We start from the raw sequence: 23011 nt of genomic DNA, 5'->3' as shown, positions 1-23011 counted from the left end.
ATGTTGACACACGTCGAACCAGCCGCCCAGCGGTGGCCCGGGCCGGCCTGAGCCGCGCTCGTCGGCCCGGCCTCGCACCTGCGGCCGTTCTCTCGCCACTGCTGCGGGGCGCCGGCCGCCGTCCGGGTCGGCAGGGGAGGGACGGCCGCGCAGGACGGCTGCCGACCGCCGCGCCGCGCCGTACGCGTCCGGCGCGCGGGGCCGTACGCGCCCCAACTGGCCGCACTCACCGGGCACTCCGCCCTCCGGCGGGTGCGGAATGTGCGCGGGGCGCGTGCCTGCGGCGGTTCTTGATCGTTCACTGGATGTCCGGCGTGGCAGTCGCGCCCCGCCGTCGCTCTGCCCCCACCCGAAGGGTGAGGAGGCCCCCCGGTCAGGGGTGTTGGTGCGTGTTCTCGTGAACGGAGTCTCGTGGTGCGTGTCACCAGGTATTGGTGGAGGTCGGTTCGGCGCAGGATGCTGCGCTCCATGGTGCGTGCCTACGCGTCGCTGGTGGTGCGGGGCCGGTTGTGGGACGGCACAGGGGTCCCCTCGCCCGCGGGCCGTTACGGGCCCCCGGACGGCCCCGCCCTGCCGTTGGTGATCCTGGGCGATTCATCCGCGGTGACGGTGGGGGTCCGCGAGCGGGGCGAGACGAACGGGGCCCGGCTGGCCGACGATCTGGTGGCACATCTGGGGTGTGCGGTGGAGCTCGCGGTGCCGGCCCGGGCCGGGGTGACCACGGCGGGCATGGCCCGCCAGGTCCGTGAGGTCGTGCTGCGGCCGGACCGGGGCGTGGCGGTTGTCCTGGTCGGTGGCAACGACGTGATGCTGCCGACCGGTCTGCGCGGCCCGGCAGCCCACCTCGGCCGCTACGTACGGCAGTTGAGGACCGCTGGATGGCAGGTCGTCGTCGGTTCGTGTGCGGACATCGGGGCGGCCCCGGCGCTGCGCCGCGGGGTGCGACGGCTGGCGAGCGCGCGGTCCCGGCTGCTGGCGCGCCGCCAGGCCGCAGCGGCGCTGTCCGCCGGGGCCGTGGTGGTGTCCCTCACCACGGACGCCTTCCGGCAACGGCCCGAACTGCTCTACTGCGCCGACGGGTTCCACCCCAACGCCGACGGTTACCTGCTGTACCAACGGCGTGCGGCGGTCGCCGTGAAGGCCGCGGCCGGACTCGTCCCGGTCGGGACGCCCGGGGCGCCCGGCGAACCGGCGGACGGGACGTTCACGGACCCGCACCGCGCGTCGCGCCACGTCACCCGAGAGCCCGGCGCCTGCTTCATCCCCGCCCAGAGCACGGGCCGGGTGCTGATGCGCCGCTACGTCCCCGCACCGGAGCAGGAGCAGGGAACGAGCTCCTCGGCCCTGACGCCGACCGCCCCCTGACCGTCGCCGCATGCGTCCCCCGTGCCGTCCGGTGTTCCCGAGGGGCGACGGACGGCACGGGGGACCGATTCACCGCTGACCGGCGTCGGCCAGAGGGGCGGTCAGCCGCAACGACGACGGCACCACCTCGATGGGGGCGCCCACCGGGTGCTCACCGGCATAGCGGTGGTCGACCGTGTCGAACACCACGCCCAGGCGGTGCCCGGCGGGCACGTCCCACGCGGTGGCGGGCAGCAGCAGAGTGAACCGGTGAGCGGTGCCCGGGGTCCGTCCCCGGAAGGTGTACGGGGCGTGCGCCAGCAGCCGCGCCGTCCCCGCCGGACCGACGTCGTAGAGGTGACCGACCACGGTGCCGTCGGCGCTGCCGGGCACCAGCACCCCTTCCACCTGGGCGTGACCGCGCAGGGCGGCGGCCCTGGGCAGGGGCGCGCCGAGGGAGGCCACCGCGAACGGGGGAGCCAGCAGCGGCCAGGCCGTCACCGCGGGTACGCCGACGGAGTCCAGGGGGCCCGCGACGGGGAAGGGGCCGGATTCGGCGGCCGAGGCGAGACCGCCCACCAGGGCCCCGCCCCCGGCCCCCGGCTCGAGGGGCACCGGCCGGGCCGCCTCCTGCAGGGCGCTCCAGCCGGCGTACTCCTCCATGGGTCCGCCCGTCCGCGGCTGCAGCACGACCGTCGGTGCGCAGCGCTGCCCCGGGGCCCTCCCGCCGGGGTCCCGCACGTGCCGGTCCAGCCAGTCCGCCGCCCGCTCCCAGACCGGGGGTCTGGCCACCGCGCCCGTGGCGGCGGTGTGGCTGTCGGTGTGACCGCCCCGGTACATGCGCAGCTGCCGGGGGCCGGTCAGCCGGTCGAGGAAAGCGCCGGTCCGTCCGGCGGGGACGAGCGGATCGTCCCACTCGCCCACCATGAGGACCGCCGTCCCGTTGCGGTTCAGGCGCTCCACGTGCGTGAGCGGTGACCGCTCACGCACCCAGGGCGTGGACTCGTCCAGTTCCCCGGACGCCGCCCGGTCGAACGCCCGCTCCACGTCCGGGCCGTACCGCCCGTCCACTCGCCCCAGGAGTTCCTGGAACCGCAGGACGCCCGCCACCCGGGTTTCGTTGACACGGAAGCCGTCGGACAGCCGGGCCCACCCGGAGAGCGACACCACGGCACGGATCCGCTCGTCGCGCGCGGCGCCGTTCAACGCGATCACGGCACCGTAGGAGGCACCGAGGGCACCGATGCGGCGCGCGTCGGCGGCGGTGTGCTCCAGGGCCCAGCCCACGGCACGGGACAGGTCCGCCGTATCCGCGGGCCCGCCGAGATCCGCGGAGCCGCCGGACCCGCGGAACCCCCGGGGGTCGTAGGCCACCACGACGTAACCCGCCGCGGCGAGCGCCCGGTAGTGCCCCGTACGCGTCACATGGTCCAGCGGCAGGGAGATCCACGGCCCGGGCACCACGACCAGCGGGTACGGACCCGGCCCGGCCGGTTCGTACACCCTCGCCGCCAGCCGCGTCCCGTCCGCACCCCGCACCGTGGCCTTCCGCACCACGACGTCCCGCGCGTGCGGTGCGCCGGACTGCGTCGCACCGCCCGCCACCGGTCCGGCGGGGGAGCCCGGTGCGGCCGCGACGGGGGCCGCACCCGGCAGGCCGGCGAGCACGGCGGCCGCGACCACCGCACCCAGCCGGCCCGCCCCCGGCACCCCGCGGCTCAACACGCCACCGGCGGACGATCGGCCAGCACCTTCTCCACCACCTGCGCCGCGGCCTCCGCACCCCCGGCAGCCCGCACCTCCTGCCGCATCTGTGCCACCGCGGCGGCCATGCGCTCGTCCGACCCGACCGCGAGCACCGCCTGCCGCAACGCCTCGGCGGTGGCGCGCTCCCGCGGCAGGTGCACCCCCAGCCCGAGCCGCTCGACCTGCCCGGCGTTGACCCGCTGCTCCGCCATCTGCGGCACCACCACCATCGGTACGCCCAGGGACAGAGCCTCCATCACGCTGCCCATGCCCCCGTGCGTCACGAACACGGAGGCCGCCGACAGGACGTCCAGCTGCGGCACGGTCGCGTGGACCTCCACCCCCTCCGGCACCGGGCCGAGCCCCGCCTCGGCGACCTGCTCGCCCACACTCAGCACGAGATGCCGGCCCGGGCCCGCAAGGGCCTCCACACAGGCCCGGTAGAACTCCGGCCGACGGTTGAACTGCGAGCCCAGCGACACGTACACCACCGGACCGGTACCGGCCGGGGCACGCCACGACCCCTGGAAGGACCGGTCCCCGATCACCGGCCCCACCCAGTGGGCCTGCCCCGCCTTCACCGTCTCCGCCCGTCGCTGGAACGACCTCGTGAGGAAGGCGATGCACCGGGGCGGCGCCAGCGTCAGCGTGTGCACCCCGCCGGGGACGCCGAAGTGGGCCAGGGCATCGGCGAGTTGGGGGAAGCCCGGGATGGCGGAGATGTCGGACAGGCCGAAGAACTCCTGCACCAGCCCCTCGTACGGGATGTGCGTCGGAGCCAGTTGCACCGCCGGCACCCCCCACTGCGCCGCCAGCAGCGGGCCGGTCCACGCGTACACGTCGTGCAGCACCACGTCCGGCCGGTCCCCGGAGAACGCCGCCTCCAGCCGGGGCAGTGCGCCCAGGCTGACACCCAGGGCCTGCGTCACGCCCTGGACCATGTCCTCCGGCGCCTCGCCCTGCGGCGGGGCCTCGTACAGCACCGGCACCGCGCCGACGGCACGCACCTGGCTCTCGAACCCGGGCGTCACCGCGTAGCTCACCCGGTGCCCGCGCTGCGCCAACTCCCGCACCACGCCCAGGGTCGGCATCACGTGCCCGGCCATCGGCACGTTGAACACGGCGATGTGTGCTCCCCGCACCGGCGTGACGCCCGTCTCGATCCCCATCACAGCTCCAGTCCTCGGCAGACGGCACGGCCGTCGTGCAAGATCAGATCACCCGCTCAACGGCCCACCCGTGGTCGCCGGGAACGTCCCCGCGGCGATGCCACTCGTACGGGGGACGGTGCGGGGCGGGCGGGTCCGGGGCGGGCCGCGGGACGGCCGCTGTCCGCCCGGCCGCACGCCGAATGAGCGATCCGGCCACGGGCGCCCCGTGCCACCGCTAGAGTTCCGCGCATTGCAGCGTGTCGCGTGTCGGGACGGGGGGCTCATGCCCGAATTGCTCAGGGTGCCACTGGAGAGCGGCGGATCCGTGCTGGTCGAAGTCGACGACGGGCCGCAGGCGGTGGTGAGGGTGGCCCGGCCCGGCGGGATGGTGGCCGAGGCGACGCAGACGCTGGAGCGGGGACTGGAGAGCGTGCGGGAGGCGGCGCACGCGGTCCTCGGCAAGGTGGCGGACCTGCCGCGGCAGCCGGACCGGATCACCCTGGAACTCGGTCTGAAACTGTCGGCGGAGGCAGGTGTCTTCCTCGCCAAGACCGCCGGTGAGGGGTCGCTCACCCTCACCCTGGAGTGGGACAGGCAGGAGCCGGAGGCCGTGCCGGTGGCCCGGGTCGCCGCCGCGCGCAACGGCGCCCCGACGGGCTGAGGGCGCGAGGTACCCGCCGGTGCCCGGTTCCGTGCCCAACCCGGGGATCGCCCGCATCTGGTCGCGCGGCGCGTGGGCCGCACCGCAGGGCGCCGGTTTCCTCGTCGGCCCGAGGACCGTGCTCACCTGCGCGCACGTCGTGTCGGCCGTCGCCGGGGAGCCCGAAGGCCGCCCGCTCGAGGCGGGCTTCACCGTCGATCTCGACTTCCCCCTCACCGGGCCGGCCGTGCGGCGGCGGACCGCCCGGCTCGTCACGCACGTACCCGTGGGGGAGGACCACTCCGGTGACATCGCGCTCCTCACCCTCGACGAGGATCCGCCGCCCGGCGCCGGCCCCGTGCGGCTGCTGGACGTGGAGTCGGTGCGCGGCCACCCCTTCCGGGCCTTCGGCTTCCCGGCCGGCGACGACGCGGGCGTCTGGTCGCTCGGCACGATCGTGGACGACCGCGGGCGGGGCTGGCTGCAGTTCGAGAGCACCAGCGCCTGCGAGATCCGGCAGGGCTTCAGCGGCACTCCGCTGTGGGACGACCGCCACCAGGGCGTGGTGGGCATGGTCGTCGCCACCGACGGGCGGTTCCTCCAGCGGGCGGCCTACGCCATCACCGCCGCGGTCCTGTTCGAGACGCACCCCGTCCTGCGCCACCACGCCGCCCTCCCGTCACCGTTCCGCGGGCTGGAGCCGTACCGGGAACAGGACGCCGCCCACTACTTCGGGCGGCCCGAGCAGATCATGTCGCTGACCGAGGCGGTCACGACGTCCTCGATCGTCCCCGTGATCGGCGTGTCCGGAGTCGGCAAGTCCTCGCTCCTCCACGCCGGTCTCGTCCCCGCGCTGCGCAGGCGCGGTGACTACAGCATCGCCTCACTGGTCCCCGACCCCACCGTGTCGGCGGAGTACATGCTCGCCTCCGCCCTGCTGCCGCTGCTCGACGCGCCGGCCCAACAGGGCGACGACGGCGACCAGAGCGACGACGGCGACCAGGGCGAGCCGGCCGGGCCGGGGGCGCCTCCCGAGCCGCTCGAACGGCTCGAACGGCTCGCCGGACGGCTGCGGGAGGGAGCGGCCGGGCCTGCCGTCAGGGCGCTGCTCACCCGGGCCGGTACGGCCCAACTGCTGCTGATCATCGACCAGTTCGAGGTGCTGTTCCGCTGCTCGCCGGAGGCTGCCGACGCCCTCGTCGAGCAGGTGGTGACCATGACGGGGTGGCGCACCGCCGACGGCGGACCGCTGGTGCGGCTGGTCTTCGGCCTGCGGCTGGACTTCCTCAAGGCCATGCGGCGCTTCCCCGTCCTCGAGCGGGTGTGCGAGTCGTCGCCCGTGCTCGTCGACCGGCTGGGCGAGGACCGGCTCCGCGAGGTGGTGCTGTCCCCGGTCGCGGCGTTCCACGGCGCCGTACGGTTCGAGGACAGGCTCCCCGAGCGCCTGGTGTCGGACGCGGGCCGGAGCCCCGGCGCGCTGCCACTCCTCGCCTTCGCCCTTTCCCTGCTGTGGGAACGCCAGCGCCGGGGCATCCTCGGCCACGCCGCCTACGAGGACATCGGAGGCGTCGCGGGCGCCCTGGCCACGCATGCGGAACGGATCGTCAAGGAGCGGCTGGGCGATGTGCGCGACGACGCGCGGCGGCTGCTCGTCCAGCTCGTCCGCCCCGGCGACGGTGGCCTCGACCGCCCGGTCGACACCGGACGCACCGCGCGCCGCCGGGACCTGCCGGCCGCCTGCTGGCAGGCCGCCCAACTGCTGGCCTTCCACCGCCTGGTGCACCTGGACCGCGCCCCGGACGGCGCCGAGACGGTCGCGCTCGCCCACGAGGCCCTGCTGGAGCACTGGCCCACCCTGCGCGCCTGGGTCGACCAGGACCGGAGCTTCCGGAGCTGGCAGGAACACCTGCGCGAACGGATCGCGCGCTGGGAACACAGCGGCCGCGACCACGCCCTGCTGATGCGCGGCTCCGAACTCAGGCAGGCGCGGCAGTGGCTGCTCGACCGGTCGTACGACATCCCCGACGGCGAACGCGCCTACGTGCGCGCCGGCCTGGAGCGCCGCCGGCGCCGGTGGTCCCGCAGGGCCGCCGCGGGGACGGCGGTGGCGGCGGTGCTGGGGACCCTGGCCGGAGCCGGCCTGGAGTCGGTGCGCGACAGCAAGGCGGCCGAGCTCTCGGCCGGGCTCGTGCACCAGGCGCAGCGGGAGGCGGACACCCACCGGGAGAGGGCCGCCCTGCTGTCCGTCGCCGCCTGGCGCACCGCGCCGACCCAGCAGGCGCGCGACAACCTCTTCGCCCGGTACCTGGCCGACGCCCCGTTCGACGCCGTCCTGCCCGCCGGAGGGGAGGTCGCGCAGACGGCGCTGGACGATTCCGGCCGGGTCGTCGCGGTACGGACCGTCGCCGGCCGGGTGTCGGTGTGGCGTGCCGGAGCGGCCGGCGGGCCCTCGCTGATCGCCGGCATGGACGGTGTGTCGGCCGTCGCGGTCAGTCCCGACGGTGCCCGGCTGGCTCTCGGCGGCGACGGCAACCGGGTCACGGTCCGTGACCTGCGCGACGGCAGGACCGTGCTGACCCTGCGATCGGCGCCCAGTACCGCCAGCACCCTGAGGGCGGTGGACGAACTGCGCTTCGACCGCACGGGGCGCCGTCTTCTGGTGCACCCCCCGCAGGACGACACGGCGCAGGTGTGGGACCTCGACCGGCCCACGGCCCGCCCCGTGTCCCTGGAGGCACTCGAGGAGCGCCCGGCGAGCGGCTTCGCCTTCACCGCGGACGGCACGCACGTCGTGGCCTCCGACCCGCTGAGCCGCGGGGCCTGGGACACGCGCACCGGCCGTCTCACGGCCGCTCCGGGCTTCCACGAGCCCGGCTTCGCCCCCGGGCCCCGCCCCGTCAGGGCGGCGTGCGCGGACGGCAGGTGGCGGCTGTCCGACGTCTCCGCCGGCGGGTCGGGTCCCCGCCTCTTCTCCCGCCTGCCGTGCACCACGCGGAGCGAGCTCGCCGGTGTCTCCGACCGGCTCGTGCTGACCCGGGACGACGGCGCGGTGACCGTGCACGACACGGCGACCGGACAGCCGCTCACCGCACTGGCCGAGGACGGCCCCAAGGGGCGATTCACCCGCTACTCCCTGGCCGCCGCGAGCCGCCGCATCGCGTTCGCCCGCGGCGCGGAGGTGCTGCTCGTCACCGCCCCGCCCCCCGGTTCCCTCGACGCCGCCGGGATGTCCGTCTGGGGTGACGCGGAGCTGGACGGGAGCGACGCGGACGCCGTGCACTTCTCCCCTTCCGGCCGCCACCTGGTCACGGTGGGCGTCGGCGGCGCCGTCGCGGTGTGGGACCCGGCGACCGGGCGCCGCGTCGCGGCCGCCGGCACCGGCGGGTACCCGACGCGCGCGTGGGTGGCCTTCGACGCCGCCGAACGGACCCTGGCCGTACGGGAGATCGCGGACGAGTCGGTGACCCTCTACCGCCTGCCGTCGCTCCAGGTGCTGCGGAGGGTGCGCATCCACGCGTACCCCGGCTCGCCGCCCCATGACGTCGGGCTCGCCGGACTGGGGTTCACCCGGAGCGGCCGCCTCGTCGCCCTGGCGGGAGGCGCCGTCTCGCAGTGGGACACCACGACCGGCCGGCAGGTGGGCGGGGTGCTGCTGTTCCGTGAGGACGCGGAGGCCGACCGGCGGCGGTACGCCACCTCTCTCGCGGTCGACCCGGCAGCGGAGCGGATCGCCGTGACGACTCCGGACCTGCGCGGCGTGGAGGTCTGGGACCTCCGCGAGCGGCGCCGGCTCACCGTGCTCGTGCCGGGCTTCCGCGCACCCCTGGCCGACCGGGACGCGGTGCGGTTCAGCGAGGACGGCCGGCGTCTGCTGCTGGCCGGCAAGGACGGCGGTGCGGAGGTGTGGGAGGCCGGCGGCGGACGCCGTGAGGCGGCCGTCCCGGCCGACTCCGCCCGTACGACGTCCTTCCTGAACGGGACCGGCGAGGTCGTCAGCGTACGACCGGGCGCGGTGGAGCGGTGGGGGCCCGGCGGCCTCACGGCCCGGATCCGCATACCGGACGCCGCTCGGGTGCGGGCCGTCGTGCCGTCCCCCGACGGCGAGCGGCTGCTGCTGAGCACGCCGCTGCCCACCGCCTGGGGGAGGGTGGCGACCTTCCGGCGCAGGGAAACGTCCGCCGGCGCCTGGGCCGCCGGACTGTGCTCACGCGTCACCCGCAACATCTCACGGGAGGATCTGATCACGGTGCGCTACGGAATGCTGGAGCGGAATCTGCTGGGGGTGACGGCATGCGGCGCTCCTTAGGAACCCCTGCTGTCGTGGCGGTGCTCTGCCTGCTGACGGCGACGGCGTGCGGGGCGTCCCGGGACGGGGCCCGGCCCGCCGCGAGCCCGTCCGTCTCCCTGTGGGGCACCGCGGACCCTTCGGCGGAGCCCTCCGGCGAGGCGACGGAACCCTTCGACGCGGACCGTGCGGTGCTCCGCATCAAGCGCCTCGGCTTCACGGCCGACACCGACCCCGGCACCCTGAAGAGCCTGCGCGGGCCCCTCCGCGCGATCCACGCGCACTGCACCGGCAGCGTCGACGGCCACTGCGTCTCCGTGTTCTTCTTCCACGGCAACGAGTACGCCGGCAACGACGCGACCGGGGTCCGCTCCTCCGCCATCACGAGCCAGGACGGCAGGACGGTCACCCTCTCGTACCCGCAGTTCCTGCCGACCGATCCGCAGTGCTGCCACTCGGGCGGCGAGCGCGCGTACCGCGCGCGCTGGAAGGACGGCAAGGTGGTGTTCTCGCCGCCGCTGCCGGAGAACCCCAACTACGCCGACCGGTGAACCGCGGTCACCCCGGCCCGGGGGCCGCTTCCACCGCGCGCTCCCGGTAGGCGGTACCGCTCATTCCGCTCATGGACGACATCATGGACAGTGGTGTCGGCCACCTGTACGGTGCAGCAACGCATGGCCGAGAAACGCAGCCCGGGGGACGGGCGGGCGATCCGTGTGTCGATTTCCGGTGGAGGGGGCCGTGGTGCGTGTCGCGACATCCGGTGGGGAGGCCCGCGGTGCTACGAGCGCCGTCGACGCCCTCAGCCGCTCCGCCCTGGCCGTGCTCCATCTGAACGGCCGGTTCATGGCCCTGCTCAACGACGTGGCGCAGCCGTCCGGGCTGAGCGCCGCCCAGTGGCAGGTCCTCGACGCGGTGGGGACGGCCCCGCAGTCCGTGTCCGGCGTCGCCCGGCTGCTCGGCACCACCCGGCAGAGCGTGCAGCGCCTCGCCGACCTCCTGGTGGCGCGGGGGCTCGCCGTCTACCGCGACAACCCCGCCCACCGGCGGGCCAGGCTGCTGGCGGCCACCGAGCCGGGGGAGGCTGCGCTGCGCGCGGTGGGTCCCGGTCACGCCGAACTGGCCCGGCAGCTCTGCGGGGAGCTGGGCGGCGAGGACGAACTCCACCGCACCACCGAGGCGTTGCGCGAGCTGTCGCGGGCGTTGTGCACCATCGCTCCGCACCCCCCGTCCTGAGGCGGACGAACGCGCATGCCACCGGCGGCCGTTCCCGGACCGGCGACCGCACACGGCCCGAATCCGCCCCGGTGGCCTGCCGGTCGGCGTCCGATCGGCACTCCTTCCTTGTTGTACCGTTACCGACCTGACTCAGGTTGCAGTCCGGGGGGACCGTTGAATCAGTTGGTTTTCAGAATGCTGGGCCCCCTGCTCGTCCAGGCCGACGGGGTGCCGCTCCGCATCAAGGGAAGACGGCAGTCCACCGTTCTCGCGATGCTGCTCCTCTCGGCCGACCGGATCGTGTCCGTCGACACACTCGTCGACGCGGTGTGGCCCGAATCGCCCCCGGCGACCGCCCGCAACCAGATCGCCATCTGCGTGGCGACCCTGCGCAAGACGTTCAAGGAGGCCGGGGAGAGCGAACTGCTGCTCACCTCCCCGCCCGGCTACGTCCTCGCCCGCGGCGAGCACCGCATCGACGTCGTGGAGTTCCTGCACCAGGCCGAACGCGGCCGGGACGCCGCCCGGCTCGGGCGGGCCGAGGAGGCCTGCACCCTGCTGGAGGAGGCGCTCAGCAAGTGGCGGGGCGCGGCCCTCGACGAACTCGCCGGGGAACGGATCGAAGCGGAAGCGGCCCGGCTCGAACAACTCCGCCTCGACCTGATCGAGGAGCGCGCCGGCCTGATGCTGGAGCTGGGGCGGCACCGGGCGCTCACCGGCGAGCTCGGCGAACTGGTCGCCCGGCACCCGCTGCGGGAGCAGTCGCGCGAGCACCTGATGCTGGCGCTGTACCGCTCCGGGCAGCGAGCCGAGGCCCTGGAGGTCTTCCGGCAGGGACGCCGGCTGCTGAACGAGGAGCTGGGCATCGAACCCGGCCCGCCCCTCCAGCAGTTGCACGACCTGATCCTGCACGACTCGCCGGAGCTGACCCGGCCGCCCGCCACGGCCGCGCCGGCATCGGTCACCGTCCAGACCGTCCCAGCGCAACTCCCCGCGGACGTACGGCGCTTCACCGGCCGGCAGCAGGAACTGGCCTCCCTCGACCGGCTGCTGAAGGAGCCGTATCATCCGCACGCCCCGGCCGTGGCGACGATCGTCGGCGTGGGCGGCGTGGGCAAGACCGCGCTGGCCGTCCACTGGGCGAGCCAGGCGGCCGAGCGCTTCCCCGACGGCCAGCTCTTCGCCGACCTGCGCGGCTACGACGAGGAGAACCCGCCGGTCTCCCCGTCCGCCGTGCTCGACCGCTTCCTGCGCGCCCTCGGGACGCCCGCCCCGCAGATCCCGGAGGAGCCCGACGAGCGGGCAGCGCTCTTCCGCAGTCTGCTGAGCACCCGGAGAATGCTGATCCTCCTCGACAACGTGCGGTCGTTCGCCCAGCTCAGACCCTTGTTACCGGGCGGCGGCCGCAGCGTCGTCCTGGCCACCGGCCGGGAGGCCCTCGACGACGTCACCGGTGACTACACGGCTCTGCGCATCCGGTTGCGGGTCCTGCCGCCGTCCGAGGCCACCACCCTGCTCACGAAGATCGCCGGTGCCGACCGCTTCGGCAGCGACCCGGTGGCCCTGGAGCAGCTGAGCGCCCTGTGCGACTGCCTGCCGCTCGCCCTGCGGATCGCCGGCGCCCGGCTGGCCGCCAAGCCCGGTCTGAGCGTGCGGGGACTGGTGGAGCGGCTGCGCGACCAGCGGCGGAGGCTGGACGAACTGAGCCCGGAGGAGGGCGGGGTGCGGGCGGGCTTCCGCCTGACGTACCGCGACCTCACCCCGGACGCCGCCCGCGTGTACCGCAGGCTCGGCCTGCTGCGGACCGCCGACTTCGCGGTCTGGGTCGCCGCGGCCACCGTGGACACCGACCTGTGGCACGCGGAGGAACTGCTCGACCAGCTCGTCGACGCCCAGCTGCTGGAGGCGGTCGACCCGGTGCCCGGCCGGGCGGCCCGCTACCGCTTCCAGGACCTGCTCCAGCTGTTCGCCCGCGAACGCGCGGAGGCGGACGAGACGGAGGAGGAGTGCGACGCCGCGCTGGAGCGGGCCTTCGGGGCCTGGCTCTGGCTCGCCGAGGAGGCCCACCGGCGCCTGGACGGGCGGGACTTCCCGGTCGGCCGGCCCCCGGAACCGGCGCCCGGCTTCCTCCGGGGCGCGGCGGACGAGCTGCTGGCGGCACCGCTGGAGTGGTTCGACTCCGAGCGCGCCGCCGTCACCGACGTGGTGGTGCACGCGGCCGAGACGGGCCGGGTCCGGTACGCCTGCGCCCTGACCGAGAGCGCGGTGCCCCACTTCGAGACCCGCAACTACCTGGAGGACTGGCAGCGGTGCGCCGAGGCGTCGCTGTCGTCGGCCCGCCGCACCGGCGACCGGGCCGGCGAGGCCACGATGCTGCGACTGCTCGGCTCGCTCGCCATCTACCAGCGGCGCTACGAGCTGGCCGAGGGGTGGAACATGGCCGCCCTGCGGCTGCTGCGGGAGACGGACGACGTCCACGGTGCGGCGCTCGCCCAGCGGAACCTGGCCATGTGCGCCCGCTTCCAGGGCGACTGGGGCCGTGCGCTGGAGCACTGCCGGGCGGCACTGGACGGGTTCTCCGCGGCCGGCGACACCGGCAACCAGGCCCATCTGCTGGGCTACCTCGCCCAGATCGAGCTCGACCGCGGGCAGGTGGAGCGGGCGCTGCCGCTGGCCGTGGAGGCGGTGGAGCTGAGCCGGCGCGCCGGGTCGGTCCGCGCGGAGACCCAGAGCCTCTACCGGCTCGCCGAGGTACGGCTGCGCGCGGGGGAGTTCGACGAGGCCGCCGGGTCCTTCCACGAGGTGCTGCAACTGTCCCGCAAGGAAGGGGACCGGGTCGGCGAGGCCCACGCCCTGCGCGGGCTCGGCGAGACGCAGTGGAGCCAGGGCCTGCTCCCGGCGGCCGGACGCACGCTGAAGCAGGCCCTGGAGATCACGGAGGAGCTCGCCGACCGCTTCCTGTACGCGCGGGTCGAGACGGACCTCGGATGCGTCGACGCGATCGGTGGCGACCACGCGGCGGCGGTCGAGAGGTTCGAGCGGGCCCACGCCGCGCTCGGGGAGGTGGGGGCCCAGCCCTGGCGGGCCGGCGTGATGAGGCTGATCACCGCGGTGGGCGGTGCGTCCGGGGCGGGCGGCGGTGTGACCGGCACCCGGACGGAACGATCCTTCACGCCCGAGGGTCTGCGCCTGCTGCTGGCGGACGGCTCGGGCTGACCGCCCACCCGGGAACGGCGGTCGCGGCGGCGGGTTCCGCAGGCACGGGTGGCCCGGGTGCGGGAGGGGGCGGGGTCATCCCCACGGCATGTCGTCGTCCGACGAGCCCGGCATCTCGACCGGCCTGACGACCCCCCAGGGCATGTCGTCCGCGTTCGTGACCGTGGCGGAGTGTGCAGTGGTGCCCAGCCCGGCGCCGGCGCCCGTCATGAGTCCGGCCAGCACGGCCAGTCCGGCCATCGTCGCCCGCTTCGCCGTCCGAGTGCTGCGCATAGCGATTCCCCCTCATCGGTGGACCGTATTGCCGCTTGCTGCGGTACGAACGGACAGTAGGGACGGCTCCTTTCGATCCCTTGTCCCACCGATTTCGCGCGCCGGGACGCCCATGAAACCGACACGATATCGAGGAAATAACGGGTCCCTCTAGCGTCGTTCGTAGATTCTTCGCACGAATCACGAACGGGGATGCCATGGAATTTCGAGTGCTCGGGCCCGTAGAGGTGCGTGACCGCGGACGCAGAGTGCCGATCTCCGGAACCAAGCTGCACACCGTGCTCGCGGCACTCCTGCTGGCCCGGGGCGAGGTGGTCTCCGACGACCGGCTGAGCCGCCTGCTCTGGGGCTGGGCGCCGCCGGTGACCGTCAGCGCCCAGCTCTACACCTATGTGTCCCGCCTGCGGAAAATCCTTGGCGATGACATACTCATCGACCGCAGGCCACCCGGATATGCCATGGCCATAGGCAATTCCACCGTCGATTTGATCGAATTCGAGGAACTGGCGCGCGCCGGGCGGGAAGCGCTGTCCGCGCAGGACCACGAAAAGGCCGGCGATCTTCTGCGGGACGCCCTGGCGCGCTGGAACGGGCCGCCGCTGGCGAACACCACCGAGCACCTCGCGGAGACCGAGGTGCCCTGTCTGCTGGAGGCCCGCGCCGCCACCCTGGAGCACCGGATCGCGGCCGACCTGGCACTCGGCCGGCACGAGCAGATCACCGCCGAGCTCACCGGCCTGGTGGCCGAGTTCCCGCTGCGCGAGCGCATCCGCTGCCAGCTGATGACCGCCCTGTGCCGCAGCGGGCGCCAGGCCGACGCGATCCACCTGTACCACCACGGCCGAGCCGCGCTCGCCGACGAGCTGGGCGTGGACCCGGGCGAGGAGCTGCAGGCCACCTACCGGTCGCTGCTGGACGGCTCGCTCGTACGCCTGCCGCGGACGCGGCCACCGGCGCACGCGGCGTCGCGGCCGCAGGAGCGGGCCGCCGAGGCCGCGTCCGGCGTACACGACGGCCTTGACGTGCAGGACGGCCGCGGTGCGGCGCACGGTGTCCCGGCGACGCTGCCCCCGGACACCGTCGACTTCACCGGCCGGGAGCGCGAGCTCGGTCTGCTGCACCGGGCGCTCGTTCCGGACGCCGCCACCGCCGACCGGCCGCGCCGCGTCCTGGTGACCGGGATGGCCGGGGTCGGCAAGACCGCGCTGGCGGTGCACGCGGCCCACCGCTGCAAGCGGTACTTCCCCGACGGGCAGCTGTACGCCGATCTGCGCTCCCCGGACGGCACGGAGCGGCCCGCCGGCCAGGTGCTCCTCCACCTGCTGAGGGCCCTCGGACTGTCCCCCGGCGCGGACACCGCCGACGACACCGACGAACTCGTCCGCCTCTACCGGGAGCGCACCGGCGGCCGGAGGCTGCTCATCCTGCTGGACAACGCCGCGGGCGCCGCACAGCTCGGCCCGCTGCTCCCCAACACCCCCGAGCCCGCGGTGCTCGTCACCGGACGCACCGCGCTGCCCACCGTCGCCGGGGCGCACACCGTGGCCCTGGACCCGCTGGAGGACGGGCCTGCGCTCGAACTGCTGGCCGCCGCCGCGGGACCGGACCGGATGGCCGCCGCCCCCGGCGCGGCCGCCGTCATCGTGCAGCACTGCGCCGGCCTTCCGCTGGCCCTGCGGATCGTGGGCACCCGCATCGCCGCACGCCCGCACTACGCGCCGGACCGGCTGGCCCGGCGGCTCGCCGACCCCGCGACCCGGCTGCGCGAACTGCACTCCGGCGACCTGGACGTGCACGGCGCGCTCCTGCCGTCGTGGCGGGGACTGCGGCCGGAGGCCCGCCGCGTCTTCCCCTCCCTCGCCGGGCTGGGCCCCCGGCCGTTCCCCGCGGTGGACGCGGCGGCACTGCTCGGGCTGCCCGAGGGGGACGCCGAACTGCTGCTGGAGGCCATGGCGGACGCGGCCCTGCTGGAGGTCAGCGGAGCCGACGAGTACGGCCGGCCCTGCTACCTGTTCCACCCGCTGGTACGGCTGTTCGCCCTCTCCCTGCCGGACTGGCGGGCGCGCGGCGAACCGGCAGGACGGACCCCGCGGAGCGTAACCGGCGGCTAACCGGCCCGCCCTAGCCTCGCCCTGCCCCGCGGCGCGATGCCCCCGTACCACCCGGCCCGTTGAACTGACGTCACTGCCAATGGAGTTGGACCATGACCGAGCTCTTGCACGGCCCCGCCGGCAGCGCCGCCGCCTGCGCCGCACCCTTCCCCATGACCGAGACCCAGCAGGCGCTGATGATCGGCCGGGGCGAGGGCGTCGAGCTGGGCAGCATCGGCTGCTACGGCTACTTCGAGTGGGAGCGCGACGACCTGGACCCGGAGCGCTTCGCGACGGCCTGGCGCCGCGTCGTCGCCCGCCACGACATGCTGCGCGCGGTCGGCCGGTCCGACGGCACGCAGCACGTGCTGGCGGAGCCCCCGGCGTACGACATACCGGTCGTGGACCTGCGGGACGCCGAGCCGGCGGACGCCGGACGCCGGCTCGCCGAGCTGCGCACGGAGATGAGCCACCAGGTGTTCCCGGTGGGCAGCTGGCCGCTGTTCGACCTGAGGATCGTCCGGCTGCCGGGGGAGGGGCACCCCGGCCGGCTCCACCTGGGCATCGACCTCCAGGTGCTCGACGCGTCCAGCGCCTTCCAGGTCCTCTTCCCCGACCTGATCGACCTGTACGTGAACCCGTCGGCGGATCTGCCCGCACCCGGCATCTCCTTCGCCGAGTACGCCCGCTGGCGCGCCGACGCCCTGCCGCACACCGACACCTTCGGCGCGGCGCGTGAGTACTGGCTGGAGCGGGTGCCGCAGCTGCCGCCGGCCCCCTCGCTGCCCGCCGGTGGCGGCCGGGAGGGAGAGGTCCGCTTCGAGCGGCACGAGCACCGGCTCCCGCCCGCCGACTGGCAGCGGTTCCAGCGGCTGGCGCGGGAGGCGGACGTGACCCCGTCGGTCCTGCTCACCGCGGCGTTCGCCGAGGTGGTGCGCTGCTGGGCGGAGGAGGCCGACTTCACCCTCAACTACCCGGTGTTCCAGCGGCCCCGGGTGCACGAGGACATCGACGGCGTACTGGGCGACTTCACCAACGCCGTCCTGCTCACCGCGGACGGCTCCGGCACCACCTTCCTGGACCGGACGCACGCGCTGCGCGACCAGCTGCACCGGGACATGGAGCACGGTGCCTTCAACGGCGTACGGGTACTGCGCGAGCTGACCCGGCTGCACGGCGCCGGCGCCCAGGCCGGGATGCCCGTGGTCGTCACCAGCCTGCTCGACTACCCCGCCCGCCGGCCCGTCACCGACCTGGGACGCGAGGTCTACTCCATCTCGCAGACCCCGCAGGTCTCCCTGGACGTCCAGCTGCGCGAGCTCGGCGGCGAGCTGCGCGTCATCTGGGACTACGTCGACGGCGCCTTCGCCCCAGGCTTCACCGAGGCCGCGTTCGGCGCCTACACCGCCCTGCTCCAGCGCCTCCTCGACGACCCGGGGAACCTGCACACCGAGCGCTTCGACCTGATCCCGCCCGCCGAGCGGGAGCTGCGCCGCCGGGTCAACGACACGGCGGGACAGATCCCGTACACGACACTGCAGGACCTGTTCGCCGAGCAGGCCGCGCGCACGCCCGGTGCCGAGGCCGTCGTCGACGCCACGCGCCGGCTCACCTACGCGGAACTGGCCACCTACGCCTGGCGCATCGGGAACCGGCTGCGGCAGCACGGCGCACGCCCCGGTGAGCTGATCGCCGTCGTGATGGAGAAGGGCTGGGAGCAGTACGCGGCGGTGTACGGCATCCTGGCGTCCGGCGCGGCCTACCTGCCGCTCGACGCCTCGGTGCCGCCGGAGCGGCTGCGCCGCCTGCTCGCCCAGGCGGGCGTGGACAAGATCCTCACCCAGTCCGCGCTGGAGACGCGGATCGGCTGGCCGCCGAACGCCCTGCGCTACCGCGTCGACCAGGACTTCGAGGTGGGCGACGCCACCCGGCCCCCGACCGCGCAGACCCCCGCGGACATGGCGTACACCATCTTCACCTCCGGCTCCACGGGCGAGCCCAAGGGCGTCATGGTGGACCACATCGGAGTGGTCAACCTGATCCAGGACGTCGCGAAGCGGTTCGCGGTCGGCGCCACGGACCGGCTCCTGGCCATCTCCGGGCTGCACTTCGACGCCTCGATCTACGACGTGTTCGGCGTGCTGACGCAGGGCGGCACGGTGGTGCTCCCGCCGCCCTTCACCCACGCCGAACCGGACGTCTGGGCCGACCTGGTCGCCGCGGAGGGCGTCACGCTGTGGAACTCCGTGCCGGTGCTGATGGAACTGCTCGTCGGCGAGGCGGAGGTACGCGAACGGCGGGGCGATGGCCGGCCGCTGGAGTCGCTGCGGCTGTCGGTGCTCTCGGGCGACTGGATCCCGCTGACGCTGCCGGACCGGCTGCGCGCGCAGAGCCCCCGGATCCAGGTCGTCGGATCGGGCGGTCCGACGGAGACCATCTGCTGGTCGCTGTTCCAGCCGATCGGCGAGGTCGACCCGGCGTGGACGAGCATCCCCTACGGCAAGCCCATCACCAACCAGCGCTACTACATCGTCGACGGCACCGCCCACGAGCGCCCGCTCGGCGTCGTCGGCGAGATGGCCGTGGCCAGCGACGTCGGCCTGGCGATCGGCTACTGGGGGGACGACGAACGCACCCGCAGCCGCTTCATCCACCTGCCGGAGACCGGTGAACGGGCCTACCTGACCGGGGACCTGGGCCGCTACCTCGCCGACGGCAGCATCGAGATCCTGGGCCGGGACGACTTCCAGGTCAAGGTCCAGGGCCACCGCATCGAACTCGGCGAGATCGAGGCCGCGCTGCGCCAGGACGAGCAGGTCGCGTCCGCCGTGGTGGTCGCCCCGGCCAGCGCCCACGGCATCCGGCGGCTGCACGCCTACGTCGTCGCCGGACCCGGCGGCTCGGGCGAGCAGATCCTGGCGCGGCTGTCCGAACAGCTGCCGACGTACATGGTCCCCTCCGCGATCACCGTGCTGGACGAGCTGCCGCTCACCCGCAACGGCAAGGTCGACCGCCTGCTGCTGGCGTCCACCGCCGGCGCCCAGCAGTCCGCCGAGGACTCCGCGACGGCGGACGCGGACGCGGAGCCGGGCGACGCGCTGGAGCTGGTGCTCTGCGCGGCCGTGGGCGACATCCTCGGGGTCGACCACGTGGGGCCCGCGGACAACTTCTTCAAGCTGGGCGGTGACTCGCTCAGCGGCACCCGGCTGGCCGGCCTCCTCCAGGAGCTGCTGGGGGTGCCCGTGCCCGTCAAGACCGTGTTCCGCACCCCGGTCGTCGCCGAACTCGCGGCGAGGATCGCCGCCGACGAGGAGCACGGAGCCGGAGCGGTGGCGGCCGCGGAGGCGCTCAGCGAGCTGTCCCCCGACGAGACCGACGAGACCGACGAGACCGACGCGGCGGGCGCGGCGGCCGGGACGGTCGGCGCCGACGACGGGGACGGACCGCGCTGACGGCACCGGTCCGCACCGACGCACCGGCACCACCGACGCACCCGCCGAACCATCCACTCCAGGAGGGGACAGCCATGACGTTCACCCTGCCCGCGCCGATCGGCGCGCCGGCCGAGGGCCGCTCTCTGCCGGCCGGCGCGCCCGGACCGGACGGACCGGACCCGGTCACCTTCGCCGGCCGCGCCGCCGCCCGGCTCCGGCAGACCGACGCCACGCTGTACGAGCTGCTGCACCGCGAGGCGGCACGGCAGAACAACACCCTGATGATGGTCGCCGCCTCCAGTGTCGCCGACCCGTCGGTGTTGGCCTGCGGCGGCAGCACCCTCGGGAACCTCACCGCCGAGGGCTACCCCGGAGGCCGCTACCACGCGGGCTGCGGGGTGGCCGACGAGATCGAGCGGCTGGCGATCGAGCGGGCCTGCGCCGCCTTCGGCGCCCAGGACGCCATCGTCCAGCCGCACTCGGGGTCGTCCGCCAACCTCGCGGTGCTCACCGCACTGCTCAGCCCCGGCGACACGCTGCTGGGCCTGGACCTCGACTGCGGCGGCCACCTCACCCACGGCTCGCCCGCCTCCGTCAGCGGCCGCTACTACAACGCCAAGGGCTACCGGCTCACCCCCGAAGGGCTGCTCGATTACGACCGGATCCGCGAGCTCGCCCTCGCCCACCGGCCCAAACTCATCGTCTGCGGCGCGAGCGCGTACCCCCGCAGCATCGACTTCGCCCGGTTCCGGGAGATCGCGGACGAGACCAACGCCTACCTTCTCGCCGACATCTCGCACATCGCGGGCCTGGTGGCCGCCGGACTCCACCCCAGCCCCATCGACCACGCCCACATCACCACCACCAGCACGTACAAACAGCTGTACGGGCCGCGCGGCGGGCTCATCCTGCTCGGCCGCGACGCCCGCAAGGCCGGGCCCGAACGCGGCACCCTCGCCGGAACCATGCGCCGGGCGGTGTTCCCCTTCACCCAGGGCACCCCCGACCTGGCGTCGGTGGCCGCCAAAGCGCGAGCCCTGGACTACGTGGCGGGCCCCGACTTCGCGGAACTGGCCAAGCGGCTGGCCGACGGCGCCCAGGCCATCGCCGAACGGCTCGCGGAGCGCGGCATGCGCCTGGTCACCGGCGGCACCGACACCCACATGGTGCTCATCGACCTGCGCGGCACCGGACTGACCGGGGACGTCGCGGAGGAGGCACTGGAGTCCTGCGGCGTCATCGTCAACCGCAACCGCGTCCCCGGGGACACCACCCCCGTGCGCACCACCAGCGGCCTGCGGCTGGGCAGCAACACCCTCGCGGCCCGCGGGATGGACCGCGGTGCCGCCGCCGCGTGCGCGGACCTGGTCGCCGACGTGCTCGACGCACTGCGGGCCGGCTCGGGCGTGCTCCCCGCGGCGGCGCGCGCGACGGCACGGGCCCGCGTCGTCGAGCTCTGCGCCCGCCACCCCCTGCCGGGGTACCTGTCGTGACGTTCAGCGGTTTCACCGACCGGCTGACCGGCCTGGGCTTCACCATCGGCGGCGACCGGCTCGTCCCGCGGCCGCGCGGCGTGCCGGCCGGCCACCCGCGGCTCGCACTGCTCCGCCACCGCAGGATCGACGCCGGCCGGCGGCTCGGCCCGGGACCCGCCCTCGGGTCGGCCCGGGCCGCCGCGCTCGTCCGCGAGACCTGGGAACTGGTGCGCCCCCTGCTCGACTGGGCCGCGGCCGGCGGCATCACCCCGCAACCCCGAGACCGAGGAGCTGACCCCACCCCATGAGCACGCTCCCCGTTGATCTGCGCAGCGACACCGTCACGCGGCCCACCCCCGGCATGCGCAGGGCGATGGCTACCGCCGAGGTCGGCGACGACCTGTTCGGCGAGGACCCCACCGTCCGCGCGCTGGAGGAGCGGGTGGCGGACCTCTTCGGCTTCCCGGCCGGGCTGTTCGTCCCGTCGGGCGTGATGGCCAACCAGATCGCGCTGCGCCTGCTCGCCGCACCCGGCCAGGAGGTCGTCTGCGACGCCGAGGCGCACATCCTCGCCCACGAGGAGGGCTCACCCGCCCGGTACGGCGGCATCCAGACGCGCACCGTGTCCGGCGAACGGGGCCTGCTGACCCCCGGGGCGCTGGAGCGGATCCTGCGCCCCGGCAACGCCTACACCACCGGCACCCGGGCCGTGGCCCTCGAACAGACCCACACCAGAGCCGGCGGCTCCGTGTACCCGCTGGAGACCCTGCGCGCCGTGCGGCGGCTGACCGCACGGGCGGGGGTCGCGGTCCACCTCGACGGGGCGCGGATCTGGAACGCGCACGCCGCGACCGGCACGCCCCTGTCCGCGTACGGGGCACCGGTCGCGGACACCCTCGCCGTGTGCCTGTCGAAAGGACTGGGCGCGCCGGTCGGCTCCGTCCTGCTCATGGCCGCCGGACACCTGGCGCGCGCACGGTCGCTGCGGCACGGTCTGGGGGGCGGCATGCGGCAGGCGGGCATCCTGGCGGCCGCCGGCCTGCACGCCCTGGACCACCACCTGGAGCGCATCGCCGAGGACCACGAGCACGCGTCACTGCTCGCGGCGGGCCTGCGGGAGGCGGGCTGCGCGGCGCGGCCGCCCGAGACCAACATCGTCCTCGTCGACACGCCCGGCGCCGAGGACGTCGTGGGACGGGCGGCGCGGGAGGGCGTACTGGTGACCGCGCCCGGACCGGACCTGGTCCGGCTGGTCACCCATATGGACGTCGGACGACGGGCGTGCCGTCGTGCCGTCGAGGTTCTGGCGGCCGTTGTCCCCGACAGCGGCCGAGGAACGGGCGGGTCCGCGCACGCGGGGCCCGTACAGCACTGGAAAGAGAGCGAAGTAGCCTGATGAGTCTGGAAGTTCTGCCGGCGACCGCCGAGCGATGGAACGATCTGCAGGCGGTCCTGCAGCCCCGGAAGAGCGCGCACACCTGCTGGTGCATGGCCTGGCGGCTGACCACGGGCGACTACGGGCGGATGTCCGCCGACGAGCGGGGCGCCCACCTGCGCTCCCTCGTCGAGGCGGCCGACCCGCCGCCCGGGGTGCTCGGTTACCTCGACGGGCAGCCGGCCGGCTGGTGCAACGTGGCCCCCCGCAAGCAGCTGGACCGCCTCACCTCCTCGAGGACGATCCCGGAGATCGACGATTCCCCGGTGTGGTCCGTGACCTGCTTCGTCGTACGCAAGGAGTTCCGCGGCCGGGGCGTCGCGTCCGGCCTGCTCGACGGCGCGGTGGCGCACGCCCGGGCCGGCGGGGCCCCCGCCGTCGAGGGGTACCCCGTGGACCCCGAGGGCGGCCGGGTCAACCCGACGCTGGCGTACGTCGGCACGATGGAGATGTTCGAGCGGTCCGGCTTCCGCCGGGTGCGCAGGACCGAGGCCAAGAGCGACAAGAGGTACCGCTGGGTGATGCGGCTCGACCTGGACTGATCCGGCGGAGGTCTTCTCCGGGCCAGGGGCTCCCGCAGGCCGGGAGCCCCTGGCCGTTCCCGCCCGGGGATTCGCCCCGGGGGCGTCGGCGTGCGCCGAAGGTCGCTCGTGCCCGGGCCCCCCGACTGCGGCCGGGGGAGCCCCGTGCCGCGCGGCCCTCGG

General features: G+C 74.8%; 15 protein-coding genes. 12 read left to right on the top strand and 3 right to left on the bottom strand.

The features are described 5' to 3' along the window. The first annotated feature begins 468 nt into the window (after positions 1-468). Positions 469-1365 (top strand): GDSL-type esterase/lipase family protein, encoded by an 897-nt coding sequence (locus IH00_RS0107825; RefSeq protein ID WP_158827743.1) that lies wholly within the window; start codon positions 469-471, stop codon positions 1363-1365. Positions 1366-1434: 69 nt separating this feature from the next. On the opposite strand, the gene IH00_RS0107820 is transcribed toward IH00_RS0107825, so the two are convergent. Both IH00_RS0107820 and IH00_RS0107815 read right to left on the bottom strand, forming a co-directional pair. After that, the gene (locus tag IH00_RS0107820; protein WP_158827741.1) at positions 1435-3066 is read right to left on the bottom strand and encodes a S15 peptidase family protein; all 1632 of its coding nucleotides are present in this window, start codon (positions 3064-3066) and stop codon (positions 1435-1437) included. After that, positions 3063-4259: a macrolide family glycosyltransferase gene (locus IH00_RS0107815; RefSeq protein ID WP_031071018.1), complete on the bottom strand. Its 1197-nt coding sequence runs from the start codon at positions 4257-4259 to the stop codon at positions 3063-3065. The genes IH00_RS0107820 and IH00_RS0107815 overlap by 4 nt, the downstream gene beginning before the upstream one ends. Before the next feature lie 265 nt (positions 4260-4524). Here IH00_RS0107815 and IH00_RS42680 point away from each other — a divergent pair, with 265 nt between their 5' ends. The 5 genes from IH00_RS42680 (at position 4525) to IH00_RS0107790 (ending at position 13600) form a co-directional block, all read left to right on the top strand. Next, on the top strand, positions 4525-4902 hold the full coding sequence (locus tag IH00_RS42680) for a CU044_2847 family protein (RefSeq protein WP_063835324.1): 378 nt from the start codon (positions 4525-4527) through the stop codon (positions 4900-4902). A gap of 19 nt (positions 4903-4921) precedes the next feature. Further along, complete coding sequence (locus IH00_RS0107805) at positions 4922-9187, top strand: nSTAND1 domain-containing NTPase (RefSeq protein ID WP_031071015.1); 4266 nt, start codon at positions 4922-4924, stop codon at positions 9185-9187. Positions 9188-9201: 14 nt separating this feature from the next. Next, entirely contained in the window at positions 9202-9717 is a 516-nt protein-coding gene (locus tag IH00_RS0107800) for an LppP/LprE family lipoprotein (RefSeq protein WP_052411260.1), read from the top strand. Between the two features lie 190 nt (positions 9718-9907). Further along, positions 9908-10402 (top strand): MarR family winged helix-turn-helix transcriptional regulator, encoded by a 495-nt coding sequence (locus IH00_RS0107795; RefSeq protein WP_234334797.1) that lies wholly within the window; start codon positions 9908-9910, stop codon positions 10400-10402. 177 nt (positions 10403-10579) lie between these two features. Then, positions 10580-13600 carry an AfsR/SARP family transcriptional regulator gene (locus IH00_RS0107790; RefSeq protein WP_052411259.1) on the top strand — a complete coding sequence of 1007 codons (3021 nt, stop codon included), beginning with the start codon at positions 10580-10582 and terminating at the stop codon, positions 13598-13600. A gap of 75 nt (positions 13601-13675) precedes the next feature. On the opposite strand, the gene IH00_RS0107785 is transcribed toward IH00_RS0107790, so the two are convergent. Continuing rightward, a complete protein-coding gene (locus tag IH00_RS0107785) occupies positions 13676-13873 on the bottom strand; it encodes a hypothetical protein (RefSeq protein WP_031071005.1) in 198 nt (65 codons plus the stop codon). Positions 13874-14121: 248 nt separating this feature from the next. Between IH00_RS0107785 and IH00_RS0107780 the strand changes: the two genes are divergently transcribed. The 6 genes from IH00_RS0107780 to IH00_RS0107755 all read left to right on the top strand — a co-directional run bounded on the left by IH00_RS0107780 (position 14122) and on the right by IH00_RS0107755 (position 22849). Beyond that, a complete protein-coding gene (locus IH00_RS0107780) occupies positions 14122-15984 on the top strand; it encodes an AfsR/SARP family transcriptional regulator (RefSeq protein ID WP_063835322.1) in 1863 nt (620 codons plus the stop codon). A 92-nt stretch (positions 15985-16076) separates the two neighbouring features. Next, positions 16077-19415 carry a non-ribosomal peptide synthetase gene (locus IH00_RS0107775; protein ID WP_052411258.1) on the top strand — a complete coding sequence of 1113 codons (3339 nt, stop codon included), beginning with the start codon at positions 16077-16079 and terminating at the stop codon, positions 19413-19415. Positions 19416-19489: 74 nt separating this feature from the next. Beyond that, complete coding sequence (gene glyA / locus IH00_RS0107770) at positions 19490-20890, top strand: serine hydroxymethyltransferase (RefSeq protein ID WP_078887617.1); 1401 nt, start codon at positions 19490-19492, stop codon at positions 20888-20890. Continuing rightward, on the top strand, positions 20887-21180 hold the full coding sequence (locus tag IH00_RS37140) for a DUF2461 family protein (protein WP_031070997.1): 294 nt from the start codon (positions 20887-20889) through the stop codon (positions 21178-21180). Before glyA ends, IH00_RS37140 begins: the two co-directional genes overlap by 4 nt. Further along, positions 21177-22268: a threonine aldolase family protein gene (locus IH00_RS0107760; RefSeq protein WP_052411257.1), complete on the top strand. Its 1092-nt coding sequence runs from the start codon at positions 21177-21179 to the stop codon at positions 22266-22268. The genes IH00_RS37140 and IH00_RS0107760 overlap by 4 nt, the downstream gene beginning before the upstream one ends. Further along, positions 22268-22849: a GNAT family N-acetyltransferase gene (locus IH00_RS0107755; RefSeq protein WP_031070994.1), complete on the top strand. Its 582-nt coding sequence runs from the start codon at positions 22268-22270 to the stop codon at positions 22847-22849. The genes IH00_RS0107760 and IH00_RS0107755 overlap by 1 nt, the downstream gene beginning before the upstream one ends. Positions 22850-23011 lie beyond the last annotated feature (162 nt).

It is taken from the genome of Streptomyces sp. NRRL S-118, assembly GCF_000716335.1.
Classification (GTDB): Bacteria; Actinomycetota; Actinomycetes; order Streptomycetales; family Streptomycetaceae; genus Streptomyces.
Note: the sequence above shows the minus strand (reverse complement) of the source record. Positions and strands in the feature narration are given on the sequence as shown.

Excerpts from the sequence above, each read along its gene's own strand:
- IH00_RS0107825 (WP_158827743.1), top strand. The coding sequence starts at position 469 with ATGGTGCGTGCCTACGCGTCGCTGGTGGTGCGGGGCCGGTTGTGGGAC.
- IH00_RS0107815 (WP_031071018.1), bottom strand. The coding sequence starts at position 4,259 with ATGGGGATCGAGACGGGCGTCACGCCGGTGCGGGGAGCACACATCGCC.
- IH00_RS42680 (WP_063835324.1), top strand. The coding sequence starts at position 4,525 with ATGCCCGAATTGCTCAGGGTGCCACTGGAGAGCGGCGGATCCGTGCTG.
- IH00_RS0107790 (WP_052411259.1), top strand. The coding sequence starts at position 10,580 with ATGCTGGGCCCCCTGCTCGTCCAGGCCGACGGGGTGCCGCTCCGCATC.
- IH00_RS0107785 (WP_031071005.1), bottom strand. The coding sequence starts at position 13,873 with ATGCGCAGCACTCGGACGGCGAAGCGGGCGACGATGGCCGGACTGGCC.
- IH00_RS0107775 (WP_052411258.1), top strand. The coding sequence starts at position 16,077 with ATGACCGAGCTCTTGCACGGCCCCGCCGGCAGCGCCGCCGCCTGCGCC.
- glyA (WP_078887617.1), top strand. The coding sequence starts at position 19,490 with ATGACGTTCACCCTGCCCGCGCCGATCGGCGCGCCGGCCGAGGGCCGC.
- IH00_RS0107760 (WP_052411257.1), top strand. The coding sequence starts at position 21,177 with ATGAGCACGCTCCCCGTTGATCTGCGCAGCGACACCGTCACGCGGCCC.
- IH00_RS0107755 (WP_031070994.1), top strand. The coding sequence starts at position 22,268 with ATGAGTCTGGAAGTTCTGCCGGCGACCGCCGAGCGATGGAACGATCTG.